The organism is Klenkia sp. PcliD-1-E (assembly GCF_024124375.1).
Classification (GTDB): domain Bacteria; phylum Actinomycetota; class Actinomycetes; order Mycobacteriales; family Geodermatophilaceae; genus Klenkia.
Map to the genome: position 1 here is coordinate 22,726 of NZ_JAMXRZ010000021.1, position 23,259 is coordinate 45,984.

18 protein-coding genes are annotated in these 23,259 nt (G+C 74.4%); 12 read left to right on the forward strand and 6 right to left on the reverse strand.

The genetic code is table 11. The annotated features are described in order from the left end of the window. Positions 1-44: 44 nt before the first annotated feature. A complete protein-coding gene (locus tag NH342_RS06300) occupies positions 45-1,658 on the reverse strand; it encodes a helicase (protein WP_253012804.1) in 1,614 nt (537 codons plus the stop codon). A 226-nt stretch (positions 1,659-1,884) separates the two neighbouring features. Next, a complete protein-coding gene (locus NH342_RS06305; protein ID WP_253012806.1) occupies positions 1,885-2,592 on the reverse strand; it encodes a hypothetical protein in 708 nt (235 codons plus the stop codon). Positions 2,593-2,731: 139 nt separating this feature from the next. Here NH342_RS06305 and NH342_RS06310 point away from each other — a divergent pair, with 139 nt between their 5' ends. Then, positions 2,732-3,565, forward strand: coding sequence for an alpha/beta fold hydrolase (locus NH342_RS06310; RefSeq protein WP_253012808.1), 834 nt, complete (start codon positions 2,732-2,734; stop codon positions 3,563-3,565). Here NH342_RS06310 and NH342_RS06315 read toward each other — a convergent pair. After that, complete coding sequence (locus NH342_RS06315; protein ID WP_253012810.1) at positions 3,562-6,846, reverse strand: DEAD/DEAH box helicase; 3,285 nt, start codon at positions 6,844-6,846, stop codon at positions 3,562-3,564. The genes NH342_RS06310 and NH342_RS06315 overlap by 4 nt on opposite strands. Before the next feature lie 120 nt (positions 6,847-6,966). Here NH342_RS06315 and pgm point away from each other — a divergent pair, with 120 nt between their 5' ends. Continuing rightward, complete coding sequence (gene pgm, locus NH342_RS06320) at positions 6,967-8,601, forward strand: phosphoglucomutase (alpha-D-glucose-1,6-bisphosphate-dependent) (RefSeq protein ID WP_253012812.1); 1,635 nt, start codon at positions 6,967-6,969, stop codon at positions 8,599-8,601. Between the two features lie 209 nt (positions 8,602-8,810). On the opposite strand, the gene glpK (NH342_RS06325) is transcribed toward pgm, so the two are convergent. Next, entirely contained in the window at positions 8,811-10,331 is a 1,521-nt protein-coding gene (gene glpK / locus NH342_RS06325) for a glycerol kinase GlpK (protein ID WP_253012814.1), read from the reverse strand. 36 nt (positions 10,332-10,367) lie between these two features. Further along, positions 10,368-11,108 (reverse strand): MIP/aquaporin family protein, encoded by a 741-nt coding sequence (locus tag NH342_RS06330; RefSeq protein ID WP_253012816.1) that lies wholly within the window; start codon positions 11,106-11,108, stop codon positions 10,368-10,370. A gap of 179 nt (positions 11,109-11,287) precedes the next feature. Here NH342_RS06330 and NH342_RS06335 point away from each other — a divergent pair, with 179 nt between their 5' ends. From NH342_RS06335 to NH342_RS06370, 8 genes are all read left to right on the forward strand, one after another. Beyond that, positions 11,288-12,007 carry an IclR family transcriptional regulator gene (locus tag NH342_RS06335; protein ID WP_253012818.1) on the forward strand — a complete coding sequence of 240 codons (720 nt, stop codon included), beginning with the start codon at positions 11,288-11,290 and terminating at the stop codon, positions 12,005-12,007. Beyond that, positions 12,000-13,505 carry a glycerol kinase GlpK gene (gene glpK, locus NH342_RS06340; protein ID WP_253012820.1) on the forward strand — a complete coding sequence of 502 codons (1,506 nt, stop codon included), beginning with the start codon at positions 12,000-12,002 and terminating at the stop codon, positions 13,503-13,505. Before NH342_RS06335 ends, glpK (NH342_RS06340) begins: the two co-directional genes overlap by 8 nt. Positions 13,506-13,625: 120 nt before the next feature. Continuing rightward, positions 13,626-15,356, forward strand: a complete 1,731-nt coding sequence (locus NH342_RS06345; RefSeq protein ID WP_253012822.1) for a glycerol-3-phosphate dehydrogenase/oxidase — start codon at positions 13,626-13,628, stop codon at positions 15,354-15,356. 150 nt (positions 15,357-15,506) lie between these two features. Next, complete coding sequence (locus NH342_RS06350; protein ID WP_253012824.1) at positions 15,507-15,941, forward strand: SRPBCC family protein; 435 nt, start codon at positions 15,507-15,509, stop codon at positions 15,939-15,941. A gap of 47 nt (positions 15,942-15,988) precedes the next feature. Continuing rightward, the gene (locus NH342_RS06355) at positions 15,989-16,609 is read left to right on the forward strand and encodes a TetR/AcrR family transcriptional regulator (protein ID WP_253012826.1); all 621 of its coding nucleotides are present in this window, start codon (positions 15,989-15,991) and stop codon (positions 16,607-16,609) included. Between the two features lie 8 nt (positions 16,610-16,617). Continuing rightward, positions 16,618-18,900 carry an MMPL family transporter gene (locus NH342_RS06360; protein WP_253012828.1) on the forward strand — a complete coding sequence of 761 codons (2,283 nt, stop codon included), beginning with the start codon at positions 16,618-16,620 and terminating at the stop codon, positions 18,898-18,900. A 40-nt stretch (positions 18,901-18,940) separates the two neighbouring features. Then, complete coding sequence (locus NH342_RS06365; RefSeq protein WP_253012830.1) at positions 18,941-19,609, forward strand: hypothetical protein; 669 nt, start codon at positions 18,941-18,943, stop codon at positions 19,607-19,609. A gap of 37 nt (positions 19,610-19,646) precedes the next feature. Continuing rightward, positions 19,647-20,723, forward strand: a complete 1,077-nt coding sequence (locus NH342_RS06370; RefSeq protein WP_253012832.1) for a M20 family metallopeptidase — start codon at positions 19,647-19,649, stop codon at positions 20,721-20,723. On the opposite strand, the gene NH342_RS06375 is transcribed toward NH342_RS06370, so the two are convergent. Continuing rightward, a complete protein-coding gene (locus tag NH342_RS06375) occupies positions 20,707-21,708 on the reverse strand; it encodes a LacI family DNA-binding transcriptional regulator (RefSeq protein ID WP_253012834.1) in 1,002 nt (333 codons plus the stop codon). The two genes, NH342_RS06370 and NH342_RS06375, sit on opposite strands and share 17 nt — an antisense overlap. Positions 21,709-21,914: 206 nt before the next feature. On the opposite strand from NH342_RS06375, the gene NH342_RS06380 reads away from it, so the two are divergent. Then, positions 21,915-22,754: a BtpA/SgcQ family protein gene (locus tag NH342_RS06380; RefSeq protein ID WP_253012836.1), complete on the forward strand. Its 840-nt coding sequence runs from the start codon at positions 21,915-21,917 to the stop codon at positions 22,752-22,754. Continuing rightward, positions 22,751-23,259 (forward strand): PfkB family carbohydrate kinase (locus NH342_RS06385; protein ID WP_253012838.1); only part of this gene is annotated, 509 nt, incomplete at its 3' end. The genes NH342_RS06380 and NH342_RS06385, both read left to right, overlap by 4 nt.

The following is a 23,259-nucleotide window of genomic DNA, read 5'->3' on the forward strand; positions in this document are numbered from 1 at the left end:
GTCCCCTGGCCAGAACCCCATGATCACCGGCGGACGGGCGGGGATCAGTCGGAGCCGATCAACGAGGCCTGGGGGAGCCAGTCGGCGTCCAGGAGCTCGGCGATCTGCTGCAGGCCGGCGGTGTCGCCGCCCGCGGTGGAACCGGTGACCGCCAGCCGCTCGACCATCACCTTCGCCACCTGCTCCTCGACGGTGTCCTCGGCGTAGGCGATCCGCCACGGGGAGACCTGGTGGTCGCGGTGGGTGCGGCCGGTGACCTGGCGGGCGGCGATGCCGGAGAAGCGCGGCTGGTGGAACAGGCCCACCCGCGGCGTCGTCGAGGCGGTCGCCCCGCCGGGCAGCTGCTCGCCGGCGTGCAGGCTGATCGAGGCGGTCACGGTGAACACGCACACCCGGGACTCCCCGCGCTGGAACCGCAGCCGCTCGGCCTCCACGTCGAACCGGTCGCGGCCGTAGATGCCCGACACCGGCACCCCGGCGGCCAGCAGCGCGTCGCGGATCGGGTCGGCGGCGGTCTCCACGAACTCCACCGACACCGCCACCTGCCGGTCGGCCTCCACCTGCGATCGCACCCAGTCCACGGTCGCCGGCACCCGGATCAGCCCGGCCTTCTGCCGGAACCGCAGCAGCGCTGCCCGCCCGCGAGCGGTCTGCCGGGACCTGCGCGCCAGCTGCATCTCCGACCGGAACTCCTGCCAGTCGCTGTCGTACTGGGCGCGCTCCGCGGGGGTCAACGCCACCGGGGTGCCGGTCACCTGGACGTCGCCCCACGGCGCGGCGCGGTGCAGCGTGGTCGGCGGGTCGGTGTCGGTCAGCCAGCCACGCAGCTGGGCGAGGTCGGCGCGCCGCTCGTCCGGGTCCTCGGTCCAGGTGCTGCCGTAGCGGCCGCGTTCCACGTGGAACCCGTGCTCGGCCAGCCGGGCGGGCAGGTCCGACCAGGCGCGCAGCGGCTCGCCGTGCAGGGTCGCGAAGTGCGGCGCCAGGTACGGCAGCTCCAGCGGCGAGTGCGCCGGGGTGGCGGTGGTCAGCAGCACGAAGGGGGCGTCCTTGACCCGGCCGCCGCCGGAGACCGCCTTCCAGTGCTTCCACCGCTGCGTGGTGGTGTGCCGCACCATGTGCGCCTCGTCGGCCACCACGACGTCGAACCGCAGGTCGCGCACCTTGGCCAGCCGGTCCCAGGTGGTGACGCACCAGCGCAGGTCACCGGCCCCGAAGGCGCTGATGGAGCGCGTCCAGTGCGGGATGGTGATGGCGGCGGGCCGGTCGGCGACGACGAGCACGGTGCGGGCGCCGCGGCGGGCAGCGATCTGGCGCACGGCCAGGACGGCGGTGCCGGTCTTGCCGACGCCGGGGTCGTCACCGAGCAGGAACATGCGGGCGCCGGCGGCCTCGGCGGCGGCCACCGCGGCGGCGCCGGACACCTGCTCGGCCCGCGGTGTCATCGGGTCGCCGGCGGGGACCGGCCGTGGGTCGGCGTTGAGCTCGTCCTCCAGGAACCGCTCGACGGTGTGCGGGCCGGGGACGTAGGCCGCCAGCTCCGGCGGCGGGGTGGCGCCGACCCAGGTGTGGGCCTGCAGGTCCTTGTCCCAGACCGCGCCGGGCGCGGGGGCGCGGAACGGGACGGCGAGCACCCACACCCGCTCCCCGGGTCCGGCCACCGCCCGCGTGGTCGCGGGCGCCTTCCTGGGAGCCGCCTTCCTGGGAGCCGCCTTCCGGGGTGCTGCTCCCCGGGGTGCGGCCTCCCGCGGCGCAGCCTTCGCGGTCGTGGCGCCCGTGGCCTTCGCCGCCGTGGCCTTCGTGGCCTTGCGGGGTGCAGCCTTCCGGGTGGTCCTGCGTCGTCCGGGCACGGCGTCCGACGCTACGTGCCGGCGGGCCCGGGGTGGGTCAGGCGGCGAGCGCGCCGACCCGGCGGTGCGCGCCGGCCGCGGCCAGCACCACCGACAGGCTGCTGGCCGGGTCGACGACACCGGTGGCGGGCGGGGCGTCGGGGACGTCGAGCAAGTTGCGGAAGGACGCTGCTGCCCACCGGGACTCCGGGGCGGTGAGCTCGGGGTGGAACTGCACGCCGACGGCGGCGCGGCCCACGGCGAAGCCCTGCACGGTGCTGACCGCGTTGCTCCACAGCAGCCGGACGTCGGGTCGGTGCAGCACCGAGGCGGGCACCTCCTGGACGTGCGCGGTGGGCACGACGAGGTCGGGGACGCCGTGCCCGTGCACGCTGGTGATGCCGGCCTCGCCCCCGGTGGCGACGGGCTGGGGTGCAGTGCCGGTGGCGACGGCGGCGACCATCTGCGCGCCCAGGCAGATGCCCAGCACGGCGGCGCGGCCCTCGTCGGCCACGGCCAGGGCGGACCGGACGGCGTCCAGCCGCTCGGCCATCGCCGCGGTCCCGGACCCGACCGCCTCGAGGCCGCCGCTGAACACGTGCAGCACGTCGGGGCGGCCGCGGTGCTCGAGGGCGGGGTCGCCCCACGGCACGAGCGAGACCCGCCAGCCGAGCGCGGCCAGCTGCGCGGCCAGCGGGTCCCCCCATCCCGTGCCGGGCCACAGGGTGCCGCTGCCTGCCCACACCACTGCCTCGCCCGTGATCACCCGACCACCTTGCTGGCCGTCCCTGCTGCTGCCCGGGGACGACACGGGAGCGGGACCGCCTCCGTGGCCACACCGGTCACGCCGTCCCCGCAGGGTGGCTCCTGCCCCGCCGGTCGCCGTCGTCTGGTCGGATGTCGGGGTGAGCGCGGACCTCGAGCTGGCCACCCGGACCCTCGGCGACGACGGCCCCCGGGTCGTCTTCGTGCACGGGCTGTTCGGGCAGGGCCGCAACTGGACGACTGTGGGCAGGCAGCTGGCCGAGGACGGCCACCGGGTCACCCTGGTCGACCTGCCCAACCACGGGCACTCGCCGTGGACCGACCGCCTGGACTACGTGGAGATGGCCGAGCTGGTCGCCGGGCTGCTGTGCGGGTTCGGGGAGCCGGTGACGCTGGTCGGGCACTCGATGGGCGGCAAGGTGGCGATGCAGCTGGCGCTGCGGCACGAGGAGCTGCTGCGCGGGCTGGTCGTCGTCGACATCTCGCCCTCGGTCTACCCGCTGACCGGCGGCCGGACCGACGACCCGGACGAGGAGGCCTCCCCGTTCGCGGAGTTCATCGAGGCGATGCAGGCCGTCGACCTGACCGCCCTGACCCGGCGCGAGGACGCCGACGCGGCGCTGGCGGCGGCGGTGCCGAGCGACATGGTGCGCGGGTTCCTGCTGCAGTCCCTGGTCCGGGACGGGGCGACCGGTTGGCGGTGGCGGCTGAACCTGCCGGTGCTCGCCCGGGACCTCGCGGTGCTGCGGGAGTTCCCCGAGCCACCGGCGGGCGCGGTGTTCGACGGACCGGTGCTGTGGATCGCCGGGGCGGACTCCTCGTACGTGCTGGACGACGACCGGCCGCGGATGGAGGAGCTGTTCCCGCGGGTGCGGCTGGTGCGGGTGAAGAACGCCGGGCACTGGGTGCACTCGGAGGCGCCGGAGGTGTTCACCGAGACGGTCCGGCGCTTCCTGGCCCAGGTCGAGCGCTAGTCGAACAGGCCCCGGATGTCCTCGGCGGTCAGCGGTGCCGAGAGCGTCCCGTCGTCGTCGACGACCTGGTCGAAGACGGCCTGCTTGCGGGCCTTGAGCGCCATGACCTTCTCCTCGATGGTGTCCTTGGCGACCAGCCGGTAGACCATCACGTTGCGGGTCTGCCCGATGCGGTGCGCCCGGTCGACCGCCTGCGCCTCCGCTGCCGGGTTCCACCACGGGTCGAGCACGAAGACGTAGTCGGCGGCGGTCAGGTTCAGCCCGAACCCGCCGGCCTTGAGGCTGATCAGGAACACCGGGACGACGCCGTCGGTGAAGCTCTGGATCACCGCGGGCCGCTGCCGGGTGCTGCCGTCGAGGTAGGCGTAGCCGATGCCCTCGGCGTCCAGCTGGGCGCGGATGCGGGCGAGGTAGCCGGTGAACTGGCTGAACACCAGCACCCGGTGGCCCTCGGCGAGGACCTCGCGCAGGTGCTCCAGGAAGGCCTCGGTCTTGTCCGACCGGACGGCGTCGTGCTCGGGGTCGGCGAGCGCGGGGTCCAGCGCGAGCTGCCGCAGGAGCGTCAGCGACCGCAGGATCTCGAAGCGGTGGGCGTCCATGTCCTCGACCAGCCGCAGCACCTTGCGGCGCTCCCTCTGCAGGGCCGTGCGGTAGAGGGTCTCGTGCCGGCCGGTCAGCCGGACCTCCAGCACCTGCTCCTGCTTGGCCGGCAGGTCGGCGGCGACCAGCTCCTTGGTGCGGCGCAGCATCAGCGGCCGCAGCCGACGCCGCAGCGTGCCCAGCCGGCCGGGGTCGGTGCCCCGCTCGATGGGCCGCCGCCAGAGCTCGTTGAACACCTCGGGGTCGGGGAACAGCCCGGGCGCGCAGATGGACAGCAGGGACCACAGGTCCATCAGGCTGTTCTCCATCGGCGTGCCGGTGATGGCCAGCTTGAAGGGCGCGTCGACGGTCCGCGCGGCACGGTAGGCCTTGGCCTGCCGGTTCTTCACGAACTGCGCCTCGTCCAGCAGCATCCCGCGCCAGGCGTGCACCGCGTACTCGGTCTCGTCCAGGCGCAGCAGGGTGTAGGAGGTGACGACCAGGTCGGCGCCGGCGATGCGCTCGGCCAGCGGACGGCCCGCCTTGGCCGAGGTCTCCTCGACGGCGGTGACGCGCAGGCCGGGGGCGAAGCGGGCCGCCTCGGACACCCAGTTGCCCACCACGCTGGTCGGGGCGACCACCAGCACCGGCGCGGTGAGGTCGCCGGCGTCCTTGGCCCGTTGCAGCAGGGCGAGGGCCTGCAGGGTCTTGCCCAGGCCCATGTCGTCGGCGAGCACCCCGCCCAGGTCGTGGTCCCACAGCAGGGACAGCCAGCGGTAGCCCTCGAGCTGGTAGGGCCTCAGCTGCGCGGTGACCCCGGCCGGGACGGCGGGGGTGGGCAGCTCGTCGAGGTCCAGCAGGACCGCCGTCCTCCGCTCCCAGCGGGCGCTCTGCTGCGCCACCACGCCGAGCTGCCGCAGGTCGCCCCACAGCCCGGCCTGCCACCGGTTGATCCGGGTGGGCGGCTTGCGCGGGTCGGCCATCCCGGCGGCCTCGGCGATGAGCTGGGCCAGCACGGCGAACTCGGGGCCGTCGAGGGGGAAGTAGGTGCCGCTGGGCAGGAACAGGTGCGTCTGCTTGGTGGCCAGCGCGCGGAACAGGTGCGCGAAGGGCACGTCCTGGCCCTCGACGGTGACGGTGATGCCCAGGTCGAACCAGTCGGAGCCGTCGGCGGCGGGGTCGGTGACCGACACGCTGACCACCGGCGCGGAGGTGGCGGCCCGGTAGTCGGGGGCCTCGCCCAGCTCGGAGACCTTCACCCCCTGGGTGCGCAGGGAGGGCAGCACGCCCTCGCAGAACACCGCGGCGTCGAGCTCGCGCAGCTCGACGGTGGGCACCAGCCCGCGCTGCACGGTGGCCTGTCGCAGCTGCGGGAACCGGCCGTCGGGCAGCACCAGGCCGGTGAGCAGCGCCCGCTCGGCGCGGTCGTCGCGACCGGGGTCGCCGGCGGCCCCGCCCAGCGGGACCCGCCGGCCCTCGGGCACGCCGTCGCCGGTGACCGGCGCGGCCGGGTAGACGATCGCCCACTCCAGGGTCAGCCGGGCACCCTCGGCGTGGCTGACCGTCAGCGCCAGCACCGGTGGCTCGACCGAGGGCAGGTCCACCGAGCCGTCGGGCGAGACCAGCTCGACCATGCGCTGCAGGGCGGGCACCAGCTCGGCGCGCACGCGCTCGACGTCCGCGGCGGGCACCTCCAGCCGCGGGAACCGCGAGATCATCCGGGACAGCTCGACCGGCACCCGGCCGGCGAACGGGACCAGCCGCAGCGCGTCGTCCTCGACCACGAACGCGCCGTGCACCGGCGTGCCGACCAGCGTCAACCCGGCCACGGGGGTCGGGCCCGCCGCCCGGCCCACCACGGCCTCCAGCAGCAGGTCCCGATCGCGCGTGGCCTCCATGCGCAGCGGTGCCGGTGGCTCGAGCACGACCCGCTCGGCCTGGGTCTTCGCGGTGACGAAGGTGACCCCGGCGCGGTGGGCCTCGCCCAGCAGCCGCCACAGCTGCGGGCCGACGTCGTCGAGGAAGACCGCGTCGGTGGTGCCGTAGAACCCCGTGCTGCCCGCGCTCTGCGCGGCCCGGTACAGCCCGACCAGCACGTCGCGGTGCTCGGGGACCCGCCGCAACGGGCCGTACTCGAAGGGCAGGTCGCGCCAGGAGATGCCGGTGCGCACCCACCGGCCGGCGCGCCCGGGGACCACCGGCCGCAGCCGGACCTGCACGGGCACCCGCTGCCCGGACCGGCCGGTGGCGGCGTTGAGCTCGAACTGCAGGCCGATGGGCACCAGGTCGGTGCCGGCCGCGGTCGGGGTGAGGTCGGCGAGCGCGGTCTCCCAGGCGGGCTTCGGCTTCGCGACCCGGTGAGCCGCCGGGGGCCAGGCCTCGACCAGCTCACCGGCCAGGTCGACCACCGTCCCCTGGCCGTCGGGGCCGAGGCTGAGCAGCACCGCGACCGCGTGCTTGCAGTCCTGCCCGACCGGGCACGTGCAGCGGCTGACCCACTCCTCGACGTCGGCGAACGCGGCCACCTGGTAGACCTCGCCGCGCGAGCCGGCGACGACGCCGGAGACGTGGTCGCCGGACTGCACGGTGACCGAGCGGACCTTGCGCTCGCGCAGGCAGGCGCGGCCGCGGAAGGTCACCGCGTCCCCGAAGCAGGCCGCGAGGAACTCCTCGTCCAGGGGGAGGGAGAGCGCTGCGGTCACGTCCCTGACGGTAGCCACGGCCACCGACATCCCGAGCGCGCCGCCGCGATCTGTGGACGACGCCCGATCCTGTGGACGACGACTCGCCAGCGGGGCCCGCCTCGGGCGAGGATCACCGGCATGAGCGACGACCGCGCCGGCACCCCGGCCCAGCCCTCGGACCTGGTCGACCTGGCGCACCTGGTCACCGCCTACTACACGGTGCAGCCCGACCCCGAGGACCCCGGACAGCAGGTCGTGTTCGGCACCAGCGGCCACCGCGGGTCCAGCCTGGACGGCGCGTTCAACGAGGCGCACATCCTGGCGACGACCCAGGCGATCGTGGAGTACCGGCGCGGGCAGGGGTTCGACGGCCCGCTGTTCGTCGGCCGCGACACCCACGGGCTGAGCGAGCCCGCGTGGGCGAGCGCGCTGGAGGTGCTCGTCGCCAACGACGTGACGGTGCTCGTCGACGACGCCGACCGGTACACGCCCACGCCCGCGGTCAGCCACGCGATCCTGCGGGCCAACCGGGGCAAGGACAGCGGCCTGGCCGACGGCATCGTCGTCACGCCCAGCCACAACCCGCCCCGCGACGGCGGGTTCAAGTACAACCCGCCGCACGGCGGCCCGGCCGACTCCGACGCCACCGGCTGGATCGCGAACCGGGCCAACGAGCTGCTGCGCGCCGGGCTGGACGGCGTCCGGCGGGTGCCGTTCGCGAAGGCCCGGGCGGCCGCGCACGGCCACGACTTCACCGGCGACTACGTCGCCGACCTGCCGGACGTGCTCGACCTCGACGCCGTCCGGGCGGCCGGCGTGCGCATCGGTGCCGACCCGCTCGGCGGGGCCAGCGTCGACTACTGGGGCCGCATCGCCGAGGTGCACCGCCTCGACCTGACCGTGGTGAACCCGCTGGTCGACGCGACGTGGCGGTTCATGACCCTGGACTGGGACGGCAAGATCCGGATGGACTGCTCCTCGCCGTCCGCGATGGCCTCCCTCATCGAGCAGAAGGACCGGTTCCAGATCGCCACCGGCAACGACGCCGACGCCGACCGGCACGGCATCGTCACCCCCGACGGCGGGTTGATGAACCCGAACCACTACCTGGCCGTCGCCATCTCCTACCTGTTCGCCCACCGGCCCGGCTGGGCGCCGTCCACCGCGGTGGGCAAGACGCTGGTGTCCTCGTCCCTGATCGACCGGGTGGTCGCCGACCTCGGCCGCGAACTGCGGGAGGTGCCGGTCGGGTTCAAATGGTTCGTGCCCGGGCTCATCGACGGGTCGGTCGGGTTCGGCGGGGAGGAGTCGGCCGGGGCGTCGTTCCTGCGCCGCGACGGCGGGGTCTGGACGACGGACAAGGACGGCATCCTGCTGGCGCTGCTGGCCTCGGAGATCCAGGCGGTCACCGGGTCCTCGCCCAGCGAGCTGCACCGGGGGCTGACCGAGAGGTTCGGGGAGTCCGCCTACGCCCGGGTCGACGCCGCGGCCAGCCGCGAGGAGAAGGCCAAGCTCGGCAAGCTCTCCCCCGCCGACGTCACCGCGACCGAGCTGGCCGGGGAGCCGATCACCGGCAAGCTCACCGAGGCCCCCGGCAACGGCGCCACGATCGGCGGCCTGAAGGTGACGACCGAGAACGCCTGGTTCGCCGCCCGCCCGTCGGGCACCGAGGACGTCTACAAGATCTACGCCGAGTCCTTCCGGGGCCCCGACCACCTGGCGAAGGTGCAGGAGGAGGCCCGCGCCGTCGTCTCGGCGGCGCTCGGCAGCTGAGCGGGTCCGGCGTGGATCAGCGGGGTTCACCGGAGTCCGTCCTGGCTCACCGGCACCGGTGAGCCAAGACGGACTTCGATCAACCTGGTTGATCCACGTTGGGTGGCGGGCGCGACTCCCTGCACGAAAGTCCGGCCCCCTGCACCAGATCTGGCGCAGGGGGCCGGAGTTCGATCAACGCCCCTGGTCAACGCCGGGGCGCGCGGGGGTCAGGAGACGTCGTCGTCGACCCAGTCCAGGGTCTTGGTGACGGCCTTCTGCCAGTTGCGGTACTGCCGGTCGCGCTCGGCCGCGTCCATCGCCGGCTCCCAGCGCTTGTCCTCGGCCCACTTGGCGGTGAGCTCGTCGAGGTCGGACCAGAACCCGACCGCCAGGCCGGCGGCGTAGGCAGCGCCCAGCGCGGTGGTCTCCACGATCTCCGGCCGGATCACCGGGACGTCGAGCACGTCGGCCTGGAACTGCATGAGCAGCTCGTTGCCGACCATCCCGCCGTCCACCCGCAGCTCGGTCAGGTCGACCCCGGAGTCGGCGTTCATCGCGTCCAGCACCTCGCGGGTCTGGAACGCGGTGGCCTCCAGCACCGCCCGGGCGATGTGGCCCTTGTTGACGTAGCGGGTCAGCCCGACGACGGCGCCGCGGGCGTCGGAGCGCCAGTGCGGGGCGAACAGGCCCGAGAACGCGGGCACGAAGTACGCCCCGCCGTTGTCCTCGACGCCGGCGGCCAGCGTCTCGATCTCGGGGGCGGAGTTGATGATCCCCAGGTTGTCCCGCAGCCACTGCACCAGCGACCCGGTGACGGCGATCGAGCCCTCCAGCGCGTACACCGGCTTGGCGTCGCCCAGCTTGTAGCACAGCGTGGTGAGCAGGCCGTTCTCGCTCGGCACGGCCTCCTCGCCGGTGTTGAGCAGCATGAAGTTGCCGGTGCCGTAGGTGTTCTTGGCCATGCCGCGCTCGAAGCAGACCTGGCCGAAGGTGGCCGCCTGCTGGTCGCCGAGCGACCCCGAGATCGGCACCCCGGCCAGGAAGCCGGCCGACCGGCCCTCGCCGTAGACCTCGGAGTTGCTGCGGATCTCCGGGAGCATGGACATCGGGATGCCCATCTCCTCGGCGATGTCGGGGAGCCACTCCAGGGTGCGGTAGTCCATGAGCATGGTGCGGCTGGCGTTGGAGACGTCGGTGAGGTGCTTGCCGCCGTCGGTGCCGCCGGTCATGTTCCAGATCAGCCAGGAGTCGATGGTGCCCATGAGCAGGTCACCGGCCTCGGCTTTCTCGCGGGCGCCGTCGACGTTGTCCAGGACCCAGCGGACCTTGGGTCCGGCGAAGTAGGTCGCCAGCGGCAGGCCGACCCGGTCCTTGTACCGCTCGTCACCGCCGCCGAGGGCGGCGAGGGAGTCGCAGATCTTCCCGGTGCGGGTGTCCTGCCAGACGATTGCGTTGTAGACCGGCTGCCCGGTGGTCCTGTCCCACACCACGGTGGTCTCGCGCTGGTTGGTGATGCCGACCGCGACGATGTCCGACGTCGAGGCGTTGCCGCGGGCCAGCGCCTGGCCGACGACCTCGCGGGTGTTGGCCCAGATCTCCATCGGGTCGTGCTCGACCCAGCCCGCGCGCGGGAAGATCTGCTCGTGCTCCTTCTGCCCGGTCGCGACGATCTTGCCGTCGTGGTCGAAGAGGATGCAGCGGGTGCTGGTGGTGCCCTGGTCGATCGCGGCGACGTACTTCCCTGCCATGGGTTCTCTCCTCAGCTCTGAGTGGTGGGTCGTGGGTCAGACGGACACGTGGGCGAACAGGCCGGCGAGCAGGCCACCGATGACCGGCCCGACCACCGGCACCCACGCGTAGCCCCAGTTGCTGGTGCCCTTGTTCTTGATGGGCAGGATCGCGTGCACGATGCGCGGCCCGAGGTCGCGCGCCGGGTTGATGGCGTAGCCGGTCGGCCCGCCCAGCGAAGCACCGATGCCGACGACCAGCAGCGCGACGGCCAGCGGGCCGATCTGCGTGGGGGTGTCGCCGAAGCGGAGCACGATGTAGACCAGCACGAACGTGCCGATGGCCTCGGTGATCACGTTGTCGGCGTAGCTCTTGATGGCCGGGCTGGTGGAGAAGGTGCCCAGGATCGTGCCCGGGTCGGTCTCGGCCTCGTAGTGCTTGCGGAAGGCCAGCCAGGCCAGCACCGCGCCGAGCATCGCGCCGACGAGCTCGCCTGCGAAGTAGGTCAACGTGGACCCGAGGGTGATCGGCACCCCGACCGCGTAGGTGTCACCCGGTCCGACGAGCAGGCCGATCGTGACGGCCGGGTTCAGGTGCGCCCCCGACTTGGCCGCGGCGTAGACGCCGGCGAAGACCGCGAGGCCCCAGCCGAAGATGATCACGATGTAGCCGCCGCCGAGGGCGCCGGACTTGGCCAGCAGGACGTTGGCGACGACGCCGACGCCGAGCAGGATGAGGATGGCCGTTCCGGTCACCTCGCTGCCGAACACGGCCAGCAGACTGGTGGTCTGGTCCAAGGTCGATCTCCTGTCACGTGGCCCGCGGCGGTGCGGGCCGAACCGTCACCTCAGGTGGCCCCCGTCACCCCGGTGCTGTGCGATCGGACGCTAAGTGGCCCCGATCACGCGGCGGAAGCTCCGGCGTCCGACATGGTCGGACAGGACCCGAGGGTGCCGGATGGCTTAGGTTCCGCGGTGTGCCCGGATCCGTGCAGTCCGTCGAGCGGGCCGCGGCCATCCTGCAGGTGGTCGCGGGCAGCGGCGGCACGCTCGGCGTGACCGACATCGCGGTCGCGGTCGGCCTGCCCAAGACCACCGCGCACAGCCTGCTGCGCACCCTGCTCGGGGTGCGGTTCGTCGAGCAGGACCGCGAGGGCCACTACTCCCTGGGCCCGGGGTTGCTGCGGCTGGGCGCCGGGCACCTGGACGTGAACGAACTGCGCTCCCGGGCCTCCAACTGGACCGACGCGCTGGCCTCCCGCAGCGGGCAGGCCGTCCGGCTGGCCACGCTGGACGGCGAGCAGGTGCGGGTGGTGCACCACGTCTTCCGCCCCGACGACTCCGCCCAGGTCCTCGACGTGGGCACCGTCCTGCCCGCCGACCGGACGGCGCTGGGTGCGGTGCTGGTGGCCTTCGCCCCGCACCGCTCGGTGCGCGGGGACGTCGACGCCCGCCGCGCCGACGTCGCGACCGTGCGGGCCCGGGGCTGGGCCGTCCTGGACGGCGGCCACGAACCGGGGACGGCGGGGCTGGCCGCACCGGTCCGCGGCTCCACCGGCCTGGTGGTGGCCGCCCTGGGCATCAGCGGCCCGGCCGAGACCGTGCTGGACCGCCGGCACCGGCCCCGCCCCCTGCTGGTGTCGATGGTGCTGGAGTCCGCGCAGGCCATCAGCCGGGAACTCGGCTGGCATGGCTGACCGCGTCGTCCTCGCGGTCGACCAGGGCACGACGTCGACCCGCTCGATCGTGTTCGACCGCGGTGGCCGGCTGGTGTCGGTGCGGCAGCGGGAGCACCGGCAGTTCTTCCCCCGCCCCGGTTGGGTCGAGCACGACCCCATGGAGATCTGGGCGAACACGCAGCGGACGGCGGCCCAGGCGCTGCGCGACGCGGCGTCCTCGGCCGGTGAGGTGGTGGCCCTCGGCATCGCCAACCAGCGCGAGACCACCGTGGTGTGGGAGCGGGCCACCGGCCGGCCGGTCACCCGGGCGATCGTCTGGCAGGACACCCGCACCGCCGAGCTGGTCGCGCAGCTGTCGGCCCGGCCCGACGCCGCGGTGGTCCGCGAGCGCAGCGGCATGGACATCGCCGGCTACTTCGCCGGTCCGCGGCTGCGGTGGGTGCTCGACCACGTGCCCCGCGCCCGCGAGCGGGCCGAGGCCGGTGAGCTGCTGTTCGGCACGATGGAGACCTGGCTGGTCTGGAACCTGACCGGCGGCCCGGATGGCGGCGTGCACGTCACCGACGTGACCAACGCCAGCCGGACCTCGCTGATGGACTGCCGCAGCTGCACGTGGGACCCGGTGCTGCTGGACTTCTTCGGCATCCCGGCCGCGCTGCTGCCCGCGATCGCGCCCTCGGTGGGCCGGCTCGGGACGGCGACCGCGCTGGGTGCGCCCATCCCCATCACCGGCACCCTCGGTGACCAGCAGGCGGCGCTGTTCGGCCAGGCCTGCTTCTCCCCCGGCGAGGCCAAGTGCACCTACGGCACCGGCAGCTTCCTGCTGCAGAACACCGGCACCGAGCTGGTGCGCACCCGGTCGGGGTCGATCTCCACGGTGGCCTACCAGCTGGCCGGGGAGCCGGTGCACTACGCGCTGGAGGGCTCGGTCGCCGTCGCGGGCGCCCTGGTGCAGTGGCTGCGCGACGGGCTGGGCCTCATCGGCAGCGCCCCGGAGATCGAGACGCTGGCCCGCTCGGTGGCCGACAACGGCGGCTGCTACGTCGTCCCCGCCTTCTCCGGGCTGCTCGCCCCGCACTGGCGCGGCGAGGCCCGCGGCCTGGTCGCCGGGTTGACCTCCTACGTCACCAAGGGGCACCTGGCGCGGGCGGTGCTGGAGGCCACCGGCTGGCAGACCCGCGACGTGGTCCTGGCCATGGCGGCGGACTCCGGCCTGCAGCTGCCGGCGCTGCGGGTGGACGGCGGGATGACCACCAACAACCTGCTCATGCAGTTCGTCGCCGACGTGCTGGACACCCCCGTCGTCCGGCCGATGGTCGGTGAGACCGTCTCGTTGGGTGCGGCCTACGCCGCCGGGCTCGCCGTCGGGCTGTGGGCCGACGTCGAGGCGCTGCGCCGCAACTGGCACCGCTCGGCGCAGTGGAGCCCGGTCCCGGCCCGCGCCGCGCAGCTGGCCGCCGAGTACCCGACCTGGGAGAAGGCGGTCCGGTTGTCCATCGCCTGGGGTGCGGACTGACCTGCAGCCGTGCGACATCGTCGTACGGCTCGCATCGCCGGGCCCGTGCGCCGGTCCTACCGTGGCGGCAGAGCGTCCGGAGCAGAGCCGCGCCGGACTCGACGTCGCGAGGAGTTCGCCATGTCCGCCGTCCCCGTCCTCGGTCCCGAGCAGCGCGCCGCCGCGTGGGAAGCGCTGGCCTCCGAGGAGTTCGAGGTCCTCGTCGTCGGTGGCGGTGTCACCGGCGCCGGCGTCGCCCTGGACGCCGTCACCCGCGGCCTGAAGACCGCCATGGTCGAGGCCCGCGACTTCGCCTCGGGCACCTCGTCGCGGTCCTCCAAGCTGTTCCACGGCGGCCTGCGCTACCTGGAGCAGTTCGACTTCGGCCTGGTCCGCGAGGCCCTGCACGAGCGCGACCTCGCGGTGAACCGGATCAGCCCGCACCTGGTCAAGCCGCTGCAGTTCCTCTACCCGCTCACCCACCGGGTGTGGGAGCGGCCCTACGTCACCGCCGGCCTGGCGCTCTACGACGGCCTGGCCCGGTTCGGCGCGCTCAGCGAGCCGATGCCCGCGCAGAAGCACCTGACCCGCACCGGCGCCCGCAAGCTCTTCCCGGCGCTGAAGCCCGACGCGCTGGTCGGCGCCGTCCGCTACTACGACGCCCAGGCCGACGACGCCCGGCACACCCTCACCGTGGCGCTCACCGCGGCCAAGTACGGCGCCACCGTGCTCAACTCCGCCGAGGTCGTCTCCTTCACCCGCGTCGGGGGCCGCGTCGTCGGCGCCCGGGTGCGGGACGTGGAGACCGGCCAGGAGGTCGACGTCAGGAGCGAGGTCGTGGTCAACGCGACCGGTGTGTGGACCGACGACCTGCAGACCCTGGTCGGCGGCCGCGGCCGTTTCCACGTCCGCGCCTCCAAGGGCGTGCACATCGTCGTCCCGCGCGACCGGATCAACGGCGAGACCGGGCTGATCCTCAAGACCGAGAAGTCCGTGCTGTTCGTCATCCCCTGGGGCTCGCACTGGATCGTGGGGACGACGGACACCGACTGGGACCTGGACAAGGCGCACCCCGCGGCGTCCAAGGCCGACATCGACTACATCCTCGAGCACGTCAACGAGGTGCTCACCACCCCGCTGGGCCACGAGGACATCTCCGGCGTCTACGCGGGGCTGCGTCCGCTGCTGTCCGGCGAGAGCGAGGACACCAGCCAGCTCTCCCGCGAGCACGCCGTCGCCCGGCCCTCGCCCGGGGTCATCTCGGTGGCCGGCGGCAAGTACACGACCTACCGCCCGATGGCCGCCGACGCCGTCGACGCCGTCGTCGAGGACGTGACCCGGTCGGTGCCGGCCAGCGTCACCGAGGACATCCCGCTGCTGGGTGCCGAGGGCTACCAGGCGATGGTCAACTCCCTCGACCGGCTGGCCGAGCAGTGGGGCATCGGCCGCTACCGCGCCGAGCACCTGCTCAACCGGTACGGCTCGATGACCCCCGACGTGCTGGCGCTGGCCGCCGAGGACCGCGACCTGCTGCAGCCGGTCCCGGGTGCCGAGGAGTACCTGATGGTCGAGATGGTCTGGGGCGCCGCGCACGAGGGTGCGCTGCACCTGGACGACCTGCTCGCCCGCCGCACCCGCATCTCCATCGAGACCCCGCACCGCGGCACCGAGTCCGCCGAGCCGGTGGCCCGCGCCGTCGCCGGCGTGCTGGGCTGGGACGAGGAGCGGATCGCCAACGAGGTCGACTCGTACGCCGCCCGCGTCGAGGCCGAGCGGCGCTCGCAGACCGAGGCCGACGACCGGGCCGCCGACGCCGCCCGGGTCGCGGCGCCGGACACCCGGGCCGTCGCCGTCGGCCGCGCCCTGGTCTGAGCTGCCCCGCGCCCGCGGCGTGGATCAGGTGCGACGACGAATGTGCATCCTCAGCCACTGACGTCGGCGGCTGAGGATGCACGGTGCCCGTCGCACCTGATCCACGCCGGGCGAGGGTTGGGGACGGCGCCCACCGGGCACCGCCGCGGCATGCCGACCGTCGAGCGCACCTTCACCGTCACCGCACCGATCGAGAAGGTCGGGCCCTACCTGGCCGACTTCGCCCACGCCGAGGCCTGGGACCCGGGCACGAAGAGCTGCACCCCGCTGGACGGCCAGCCGGTGCAGGTCGGCTCCCGCTGGCACAACGTCAGCGAGTTCATGGGCCGGGAGACCGAGCTCGAGTACCGCCTCGACCGCTGGGAGCCCGACCACCTGACGCTGATCGGGGAGAACAAGACCGTCACCTCCACCGACGACATCTCCCTGCGGGCGGTGGACGCACGGACGACCGAGATCACCTACCACGTCGACTTCGACTTCCACGGCGTCGCGACGGTGGCCGGCCCGCTGCTCAAGCCGGCCCTGGAGAAGCTCGGGTCGGACACGGAGGAGCAGATGAAGAAGGTCCTGCCCACCATCTGACCCCCGGGCGCGACGATGCAGGGCTGTATCCAATACAGTCCTGCATCGTGAGCGCCCCGACCACCCGCCGCCGCGCGGTCACCGTCGAGCGGCTGCTGGACGCCGCCCTGGAGACCTTCGCCGACACCGGGTTCGCCGCGGCCAGCGTCGAGGACGTCTGCCGCCGCGGCGGGTTCACCCGCGGCGCCTTCTACTCCAGCTTCAGCACCAAGCACGAGCTGTTCGCGGCCCTGATGACCCGGGAGACCGCCCGCGACCTGGCCGCCGCCGAGCAGCTGGTCGCCGAGGTCTCCGGCGCCGCCGACCCGCTGGTCGCCGCCGTCGACCGGGTCGCCGACCTGCTGGCCGCCGGCCGGACCTGGACCCTGGTGCACACCGAGTACCAGCTGCTCGCCGCCCGCGACACCGACGCCGCCGCCCTGCTGGACCGGTTCGCCGAGGGCATGGCCACCCAGGTCGCCGAGGTCCTGGAGCGGGCCGCGGACACCCTCGGGGTGACCCTCACCCTGCCGGCCACCGACGTCGCGCACGCCTTCCTGGCCCTGCACCACGGCCTCGCACTCGCCTCCGCCCGCACCCCCGGCGCCCGCACCGGCGCCCTCGAGCGGACCGCCTTCCTCGCCCTCGTCCGGGGCGTCACCGCCCCGTCGACCGCACCCACCCCGTAGGAGCGCCCGTGTCCACCCTGCTGCAGCGGCTCGGCCGCGCCTCCTTCCGCAACCGCTGGGTCGTCGTGGCCGTCTGGGTGCTGGTGCTCGCCGGCGTCGCGGCGGCGGTGCTGGTGCGCGGGCTGTCCTTCGACGACCGGTTCACCATCCCCGGCTCGGAGTCCCAGCAGGCCCTCGACCGGCTCACCGAGGTCTCCCCGGCCGCCGCGGGGGCGAGCGCCCAGGTGGTCTTCGTCGCCCCCGACGGCTCCAGCGTCGCCGACCCCACCTACCAGCAGGCCATCGAGTCGGCCGTGCAGGCGATGGGCCGGGTCACCGATGTCGGCGCCGTCGTCGACCCGTTCCAGTCCCAGGCCATCAGCCTGGGCGGCCGGGCCGCCCTGGCGAACGTGCAGTACACGGTCAACAACACGCTGCTGCCCGACGACGCCCTCGAGCAGCTGCAGGCCGCCACCACCGCGGCCTCCGACGCCGGGCTCACCGTGGACGTCGGCGGGAACGCGTTCCAGACGACGGCGGTCACCATCGGGCCGCTGGAGTTCGTCGGCGTCGCGGTCGCCGTCGTCGTCCTCGCCGTCGCGCTCGGGTCGCTGCTGGCGGCCGGGATGAACCTGCTGACCGCCCTGGTCGGCGTCGCGGTCGGGCTGCTCGGCTTCCTCGCCATCGGCAGCTTCACCACGCTGTCGTCCTCGGCGCCGACGCTGGCGCTGATGATCGGACTGGCGGTCGGCATCGACTACACGCTGTTCATCCTGTCCCGGCACCGCACCCAGCTGGCCGCGGGCGCCGACCCCGAGGAGTCCGCCGGCCGCGCCGTGGGCACCGCGGGCTCGGCCGTCGTGTTCGCCGGCCTCACCGTCGTCGTCGCCCTCGCCGGGCTGTCGGTGGTCGGCATCCCCTTCCTGACCGTGATGGGCCTGGGGGCCGCGGGCACCGTGCTGGTCGCCGTCGCGGTCGCGCTGACCCTGGTGCCCGCGCTGATGGGCTTCGCCGGCGCGCGGCTGGCCCCGAAGCCGGGCAGCCGCACCGCACGGCTGGAGGAGGCCAGCGCGTCGGGCGGCCGGTCCCTGGGCGTCCGGTGGGCCGCCGTCGTCACCCGCGTGCCCTGGCTGACCGCGCTGCTCGTCGTCGCCGGCCTGCTGGTGGTCGCGATCCCGACGACGAAGCTCGAGCTCGCGCTGCCCGACAACGGCACCGCCGCCGAGGGCAGCTCCCAGCGGGCCACCTACGACGCCGTCGCCGAGTACTTCGGCCCCGGCCTCAACGGGCCGCTGGTCGTGCTGCTCGACGGCGTGGACGCGGCGAACGGCCAGGCCTCGGCCCAGGCCGTCGCGCAGGCCATCGGCGGTACCCCCGGGCTCGTCCCGGGCACCTCCACCGGCGGGCTGGACGACGTACTGGCCGCCGTCCCCCAGCAGCTGGGCGCGACCACCTGGCTGATCCAGGTCATCCCCGAGAGCGGACCGCAGGACGAGGCCACCACCCGGCTGGTCGGCGACATCCGCGACCTGGCCCCGCAGCTGGAGCAGCAGACCGGCGGCACGATCGCCGTCACCGGCCAGACCGCGGTCGCCATCGACGTCTCCAGCACGCTGGGTGCCGCGCTGGTGCCCTTCGCCCTGGTGGTGGTCGGCCTGTCGGTGGTCCTGCTGCTGCTGGTCTTCCGCTCGGTGCTGGTGCCGGTCAAGGCCGCTCTGGGTTTCCTGCTGTCGGTGGTCGCGTCCTTCGGTGCCGTGGTCGCGGTGTTCCAGTGGGGCTGGTTGATCGACCTGTTCGGGGTGGCCAGCGCCGGCCCGGTGGTCAGCCTGATGCCGATCATCCTCATCGCGGTGCTGTTCGGGTTGGCGATGGACTACGAGGTCTTCCTCGTCTCCCGCATGCGCGAGGCCTACGTGCACGGCGCCTCCCCGCGCGAGGCCGTGCTGGAGGGCATGCGGCACGCGGCCCGGGTGGTCACCGCCGCCGCGCTGATCATGTTCTCGGTGTTCGCCAGCTTCCTGACCATCGACGAGCCGGTGGTGAAGTCGATCGCGTTCGGCCTGGCGGTGGGCGTGCTGGTGGACGCCTTCCTGGTCCGGATGACGCTGGTGCCCGCCGTCCTGGTGCTGATGGGGCGGTCGGCCTGGTGGTTGCCGCGCTGGGCCGAGAAGGTGCTGCCCGACCTGGACGTCGAGGGGGCCAAGCTGGAGGCGCCGGCCCACCACGGTGCGCACGAGGCGCCCGAGGACGCGCCGCGCGAGCCCGCCGCGGCGGGCACCGGGCACGGGCGGCACGAGGCACCCGGCGACTGACCTGCCCGGCGACGACGGCGCGGTCGGCCACACTGCAAGGGTGAGCGCACCCCGGGACGGCGCCGACGCGCCCGAGCACGAGCCCTACACCGGCCCGCCGCCGTCGCAGCCGTGGGCCGGCGGGCCGGGCGACCAGTTCCCGCCCTACCCGCCGCAGCAGCCCTGGGGTGCCCCGGCCTGGGGTCCCCCGCCCGGGGGTCAGCCCTGGGGGCAGCCGTGGGGTTGGACGCCGCCGGCCCCGTCCCCGCCCGCATGGCCCCGCGGCCCCGGCCGGCCCGCCCAGGCCACCGCGGCCGCGACGCTGGGCTTCGTCGCCGGCGGCATCGCGCTGCTCTGGGGGCTGGTCGCGATCGTGCTGCTGGCCGGCTCGGACGGCGGCAGCAGCAGCTGGCTCGGCGTGGTCGTGGGCATCCCGGCCGGGGTGGCGCTGATCGCCGGAGGGACCCGGTTGCTGGCCGGCCGGGACCGCTGGCTGGTCGTCGGCGGCGGGGCGGCGCTGGCCCTGGCGGTGCTGCTGCAGGCGGTGATCAGCGCCGCGACCTCCTACGGGTCGGCGTTCGGGCAGGCGGTGCTGGTGGTCTTCCTGCTGCCCGCGCCGGCGGTGTCCGCCGTGCTGGCCGGGCTGCCCGTGGTCGGCGGCTGGGTCGACCACGTCCGCGGCGGCGGCGCCCCGCCACCCCCGCCGGAGGCAGCGCCTCCGGCCTGGTGACCCTGCCGGTTCCACGTGGAACCGGCAGGGTGGGGTCGTGCTGATCGACCCGGTCGACCTCGTCCGCGAGCTGGTGCGCCGGCCCACCGTGTCGGGTGACCCGCGGCCGCAGCGGGACCTGATGGGCACCGTGGCCGAGGTGGTGACCGCCCGGGCCCCGCGCCTGCTGCGGACCGACGGCGAGGACCCCGACCACCCCTGGACGCTGCTGGCCACGCCCGCCGACCCCGGGCGGCCGCGACTGCTGTTCGCCTGCCACGTCGACACCGTGCCGGCCGCCGACGCGGTGCACTGGCAGCGCGACCCCTTCGGGGCCGAGGCCGAGGACGGCCGGGTCTGGGGCCGGGGTGGATCGGACATGAAGGCGGGCCTGGTCGCGGCCGCCGCGGCGGTCGCCGCCGCCGACCCGGAGACCCCGGTCGGCCTGCTGCTGACCAGCGACGAGGAGATCGGCTCGCACGGCGCCGCGGTGGCCGCGCAGGCGCTGGCCGGCTCGCCGACCGGCGCGGTGGTCGTCCCCGAGGCCACCGGCAACGAGGTCGTGCTGGGCCACCGCGGCGCGCTGTGGCTGGCGGTGCGGGCCGCGGGCCGGGCCGCGCACGGCAGCACGCCGCACCTCGGTCACAACGCCGTCCTGGACCTCGTCGCCGTCCTTGCCCGGGCCGGCGCCGACCTGCCGCTGGCCAGCGAGCCGTTCCTGGGCACCGAGACCTGGAACCCCGGGGTGATCGCCGGCGGCACCGTGCCCAACGTGGTGCCCGACGCCGCGGAGGTCGTCGTCGACATGCGCACGGTCGGCGACGGCGCGGCGCTGCAGGCCTGGTGGCGGGCCCAGCCCGAGGTGGCCGAGGTCGACGTCCGGGTCGACCTGCCGCCGTTGCGCACCGACGCCGACGACCCGTGGGTGCGGGCGCTGCCCGCGACCGTCCGCGCCGAGCCGGCCACCTACTTCACCGACGGCTCGGTGCTCGGCCCCCTGGCCGCCGGCGCACCGGTGGTCGTCTGGGGGCCGGGCACGCCGGCGGTCATGCACGCCCGTGACGAGTACGTCGAGGTCGCCGAGCTGACCCAGGCCGTCGCGGTGTTCGGCGAGGTGGTCAGCCGCTGGGGCTGAGGCCGGTGCTGGCCCGCACCACCAGCGACGGCGCGAGCGCGGCACGGGCCGGTGCGTCCCGGTGCGGGCCGAGCGCGGCCGACAGCAACCGGACCGCCTCTGCGGCGATGTCGTCCTGGGGCTGGCGGACGGTGGTCAGCGGGGGGTCCGAGAGCGCCGCGTAGGGGATGTCGTCGAACCCGGTCACGAGCACGTCCTCGGGGACGCCGACCCCGGCCGCTGCGCACGCCTGCAGCACACCCAGGGCGATCAGGTCGTCTGCGCAGACCACGGCGTCGGGGAGCGGCCCGGCGACGATCAGCCGCTGCACGGCCTCCCGCCCCCACGCGATGGAGTACTCCCCGAGCAGCACGTCCCGGACGGCGACGCCGCGGCGGGCGGTGTGCTCGCTGAAGCCGGCCACGCGCAGCTCGGTGGAGGAGTTGGTCAGCGTGGAGCTGATGAACGCGGCGCTGCGCACCCCGCGATCGGCGAGGTGGTCGACGACGAGCCGCAGCGCCAGGTCGTCGTCGACGCCGACCCAGTCGCTGTCGACCCCGGCGACGTACCTGTCGACCTGGACCAGCGGCAGCTGGTCGCTGGCCCACGCGAGGGCCTCGCGGCTGCGGATGCCGTGCACCGGGCTGATCACGATGCCGTCGACCTGCCGCGCGACCAGGCTGCGCAGCCGCTGGGCCTCCAGGTCCGGGTCCGAGCGCGAGGAGCAGAGGAACAGCTGCAGGCCCGACTGCGCCAGCGCGTGCTCGACGCCCTCGACGAGCGCGGTGAAGAACGGGTTGGCGATGCTGGGGACCACCATGCCGACGGTGTCGGTACGGCTGCGGCGCAGCGCGCTGGCGATGCCGTTGCCGGAGTAGCCCAGGTCGTCGGCGGCGCGGGTGACCGTCTCGAGCACCGACGGCGAGACCGGCCGGGCGCCGGACAGAGCGCGCGAGACGGTGGCGGTGGAGACGCCGGCACGCTCGGCGACGTCCCGGATGGTCACCCGGCCCACGGCCCCCCCGTCCTGCCCCCGGAACCTGGGGCCGCCCCATCCTGCACGACCGCGTCCGTTTCTGCCCGTGTCGGTCGCGTGTTGTCGTCCTGAACTGCCGAAACATGAATGTAAACGATTGCCTCTTGACGGCGCGGGGGTGGTCGGCAGTAGCGTCCGTCACGCCCTGGCAATCGATTACACGGATGGTGACGACGGTGCCCGCTCCCCTCGGGGTCTTCCCCAGCAAGCCCTCGGCGATCGCCGAGCTGTTCGGGGACGGCACCGCGTTGATCGGTGCCGTGCACCTGCCCGCACTGCCCGGCAGCCCGGCCTACCGGGGTCAGCCGGTCGCCGAGATCGTCCGGTTCGCCGTCGAGGAGGCCCGGGCCTACACCGGCAACGGGTTCGATTCCGTGATCGTGGAGAACCACTGGGACCTGCCCTTCCTCAAGCCCGGCGAGCACGGCTACGAGGTGGCCGCCTCGATGGGCGTCATCACCGCCGCGGTCGTCGCCGAGCTCGGCTCGAAGGTCGGCGTGAGCGTGCTGTCCAACGCCGGTGAATGCTCGGTGGCCAGTGCCTGGGCCGCCGGTGCGGGCTGGGTCCGGGTCAACCAGTGGGTGAACGCGTACGTGGCCAACGAGGGGTTCATCGAGGGCCAGGCCGCCCGCACCACCCGCTACCGGCACGGCATCGGTGCCGACCCGGTCAAGGTCTTCGCCGACGTGCACGTCAAGCACGGGGCGCACGCGATCGTCGCCGACCGCACGCTCGCCGAGCAGACCGAGGACGCCGAGTTCTTCGACGCCGACGTGCTCATCGCGACCGGGTCGCGCACCGGTCACGCCACCAGCGTCTCCGAGGTCGTCGGCATCCGGGACCACACCCAGTTGCCGGTGATCATCGGCAGCGGGGTGGACCCGACCAACGCCGCGGCGCTGCTGGCCGAGTGCGACGGCGCGATCGTCGCGTCGGCGGCCAAGGAGAACGGACGCTGGTGGGGTCGGGTCGACCCGGGCAAGGTCCGCGACGTCGCCCGGGCGGCCGGCCGGTGACGCCCGCGCCGCCGGTGGTCTTCTGCGGCTACGCCAACCTCGACGTGGTGGGCCGGGTCCCCCGCTTCCCCGCCCCCGACGAGCGGGTGCACGCCACGGCCATCGACCAGCTGCCCGGTGGCATGGGCGCCAACGCCGCCGTCGCCGCCGCACGGACCGGCGCCTGCGTTGCCTTCGCCGGCGTCGTGGGCCCGGACCTGCCCAGCGACCTGTTCCTCGCCCAGCTGGACGCCGAGGGCGTGGACACGACCTGGACGGACCGGTCCGGCTACCTGTCCACCGCGATCGTGCTGGTGGACGGCGAGGGCCGGCGCTCGGTGGTCAGCCAGGACGACGCGCTGGGCGCCGCGCACGTGGCCCGCGTCGCCGACCGGCTGGCCGGCGCCGGCGGCGGGCTGCTCTACCTGGACGGGTACCGGGCGGCCCAGCTGCCCGCCGCGGCCCGACCCGGGGTCGTGCTGGCGGTCGACCTGGACGGGTGCGAGGACCCCGCCGTCGCCCGGGC

Coding starts and splice junctions, on each gene's coding strand:
- NH342_RS06350 (WP_253012824.1), top strand. CDS start 15,507: ATGCCGACCGTCGAGCGCACCTTCACCGTCACCGCACCGATCGAGAAG.
- glpK (WP_253012814.1), bottom strand. CDS start 10,331: ATGGCAGGGAAGTACGTCGCCGCGATCGACCAGGGCACCACCAGCACC.
- glpK (WP_253012820.1), top strand. CDS start 12,000: ATGGCTGACCGCGTCGTCCTCGCGGTCGACCAGGGCACGACGTCGACC.
- pgm (WP_253012812.1), top strand. CDS start 6,967: ATGAGCGACGACCGCGCCGGCACCCCGGCCCAGCCCTCGGACCTGGTC.
- NH342_RS06345 (WP_253012822.1), top strand. CDS start 13,626: ATGTCCGCCGTCCCCGTCCTCGGTCCCGAGCAGCGCGCCGCCGCGTGG.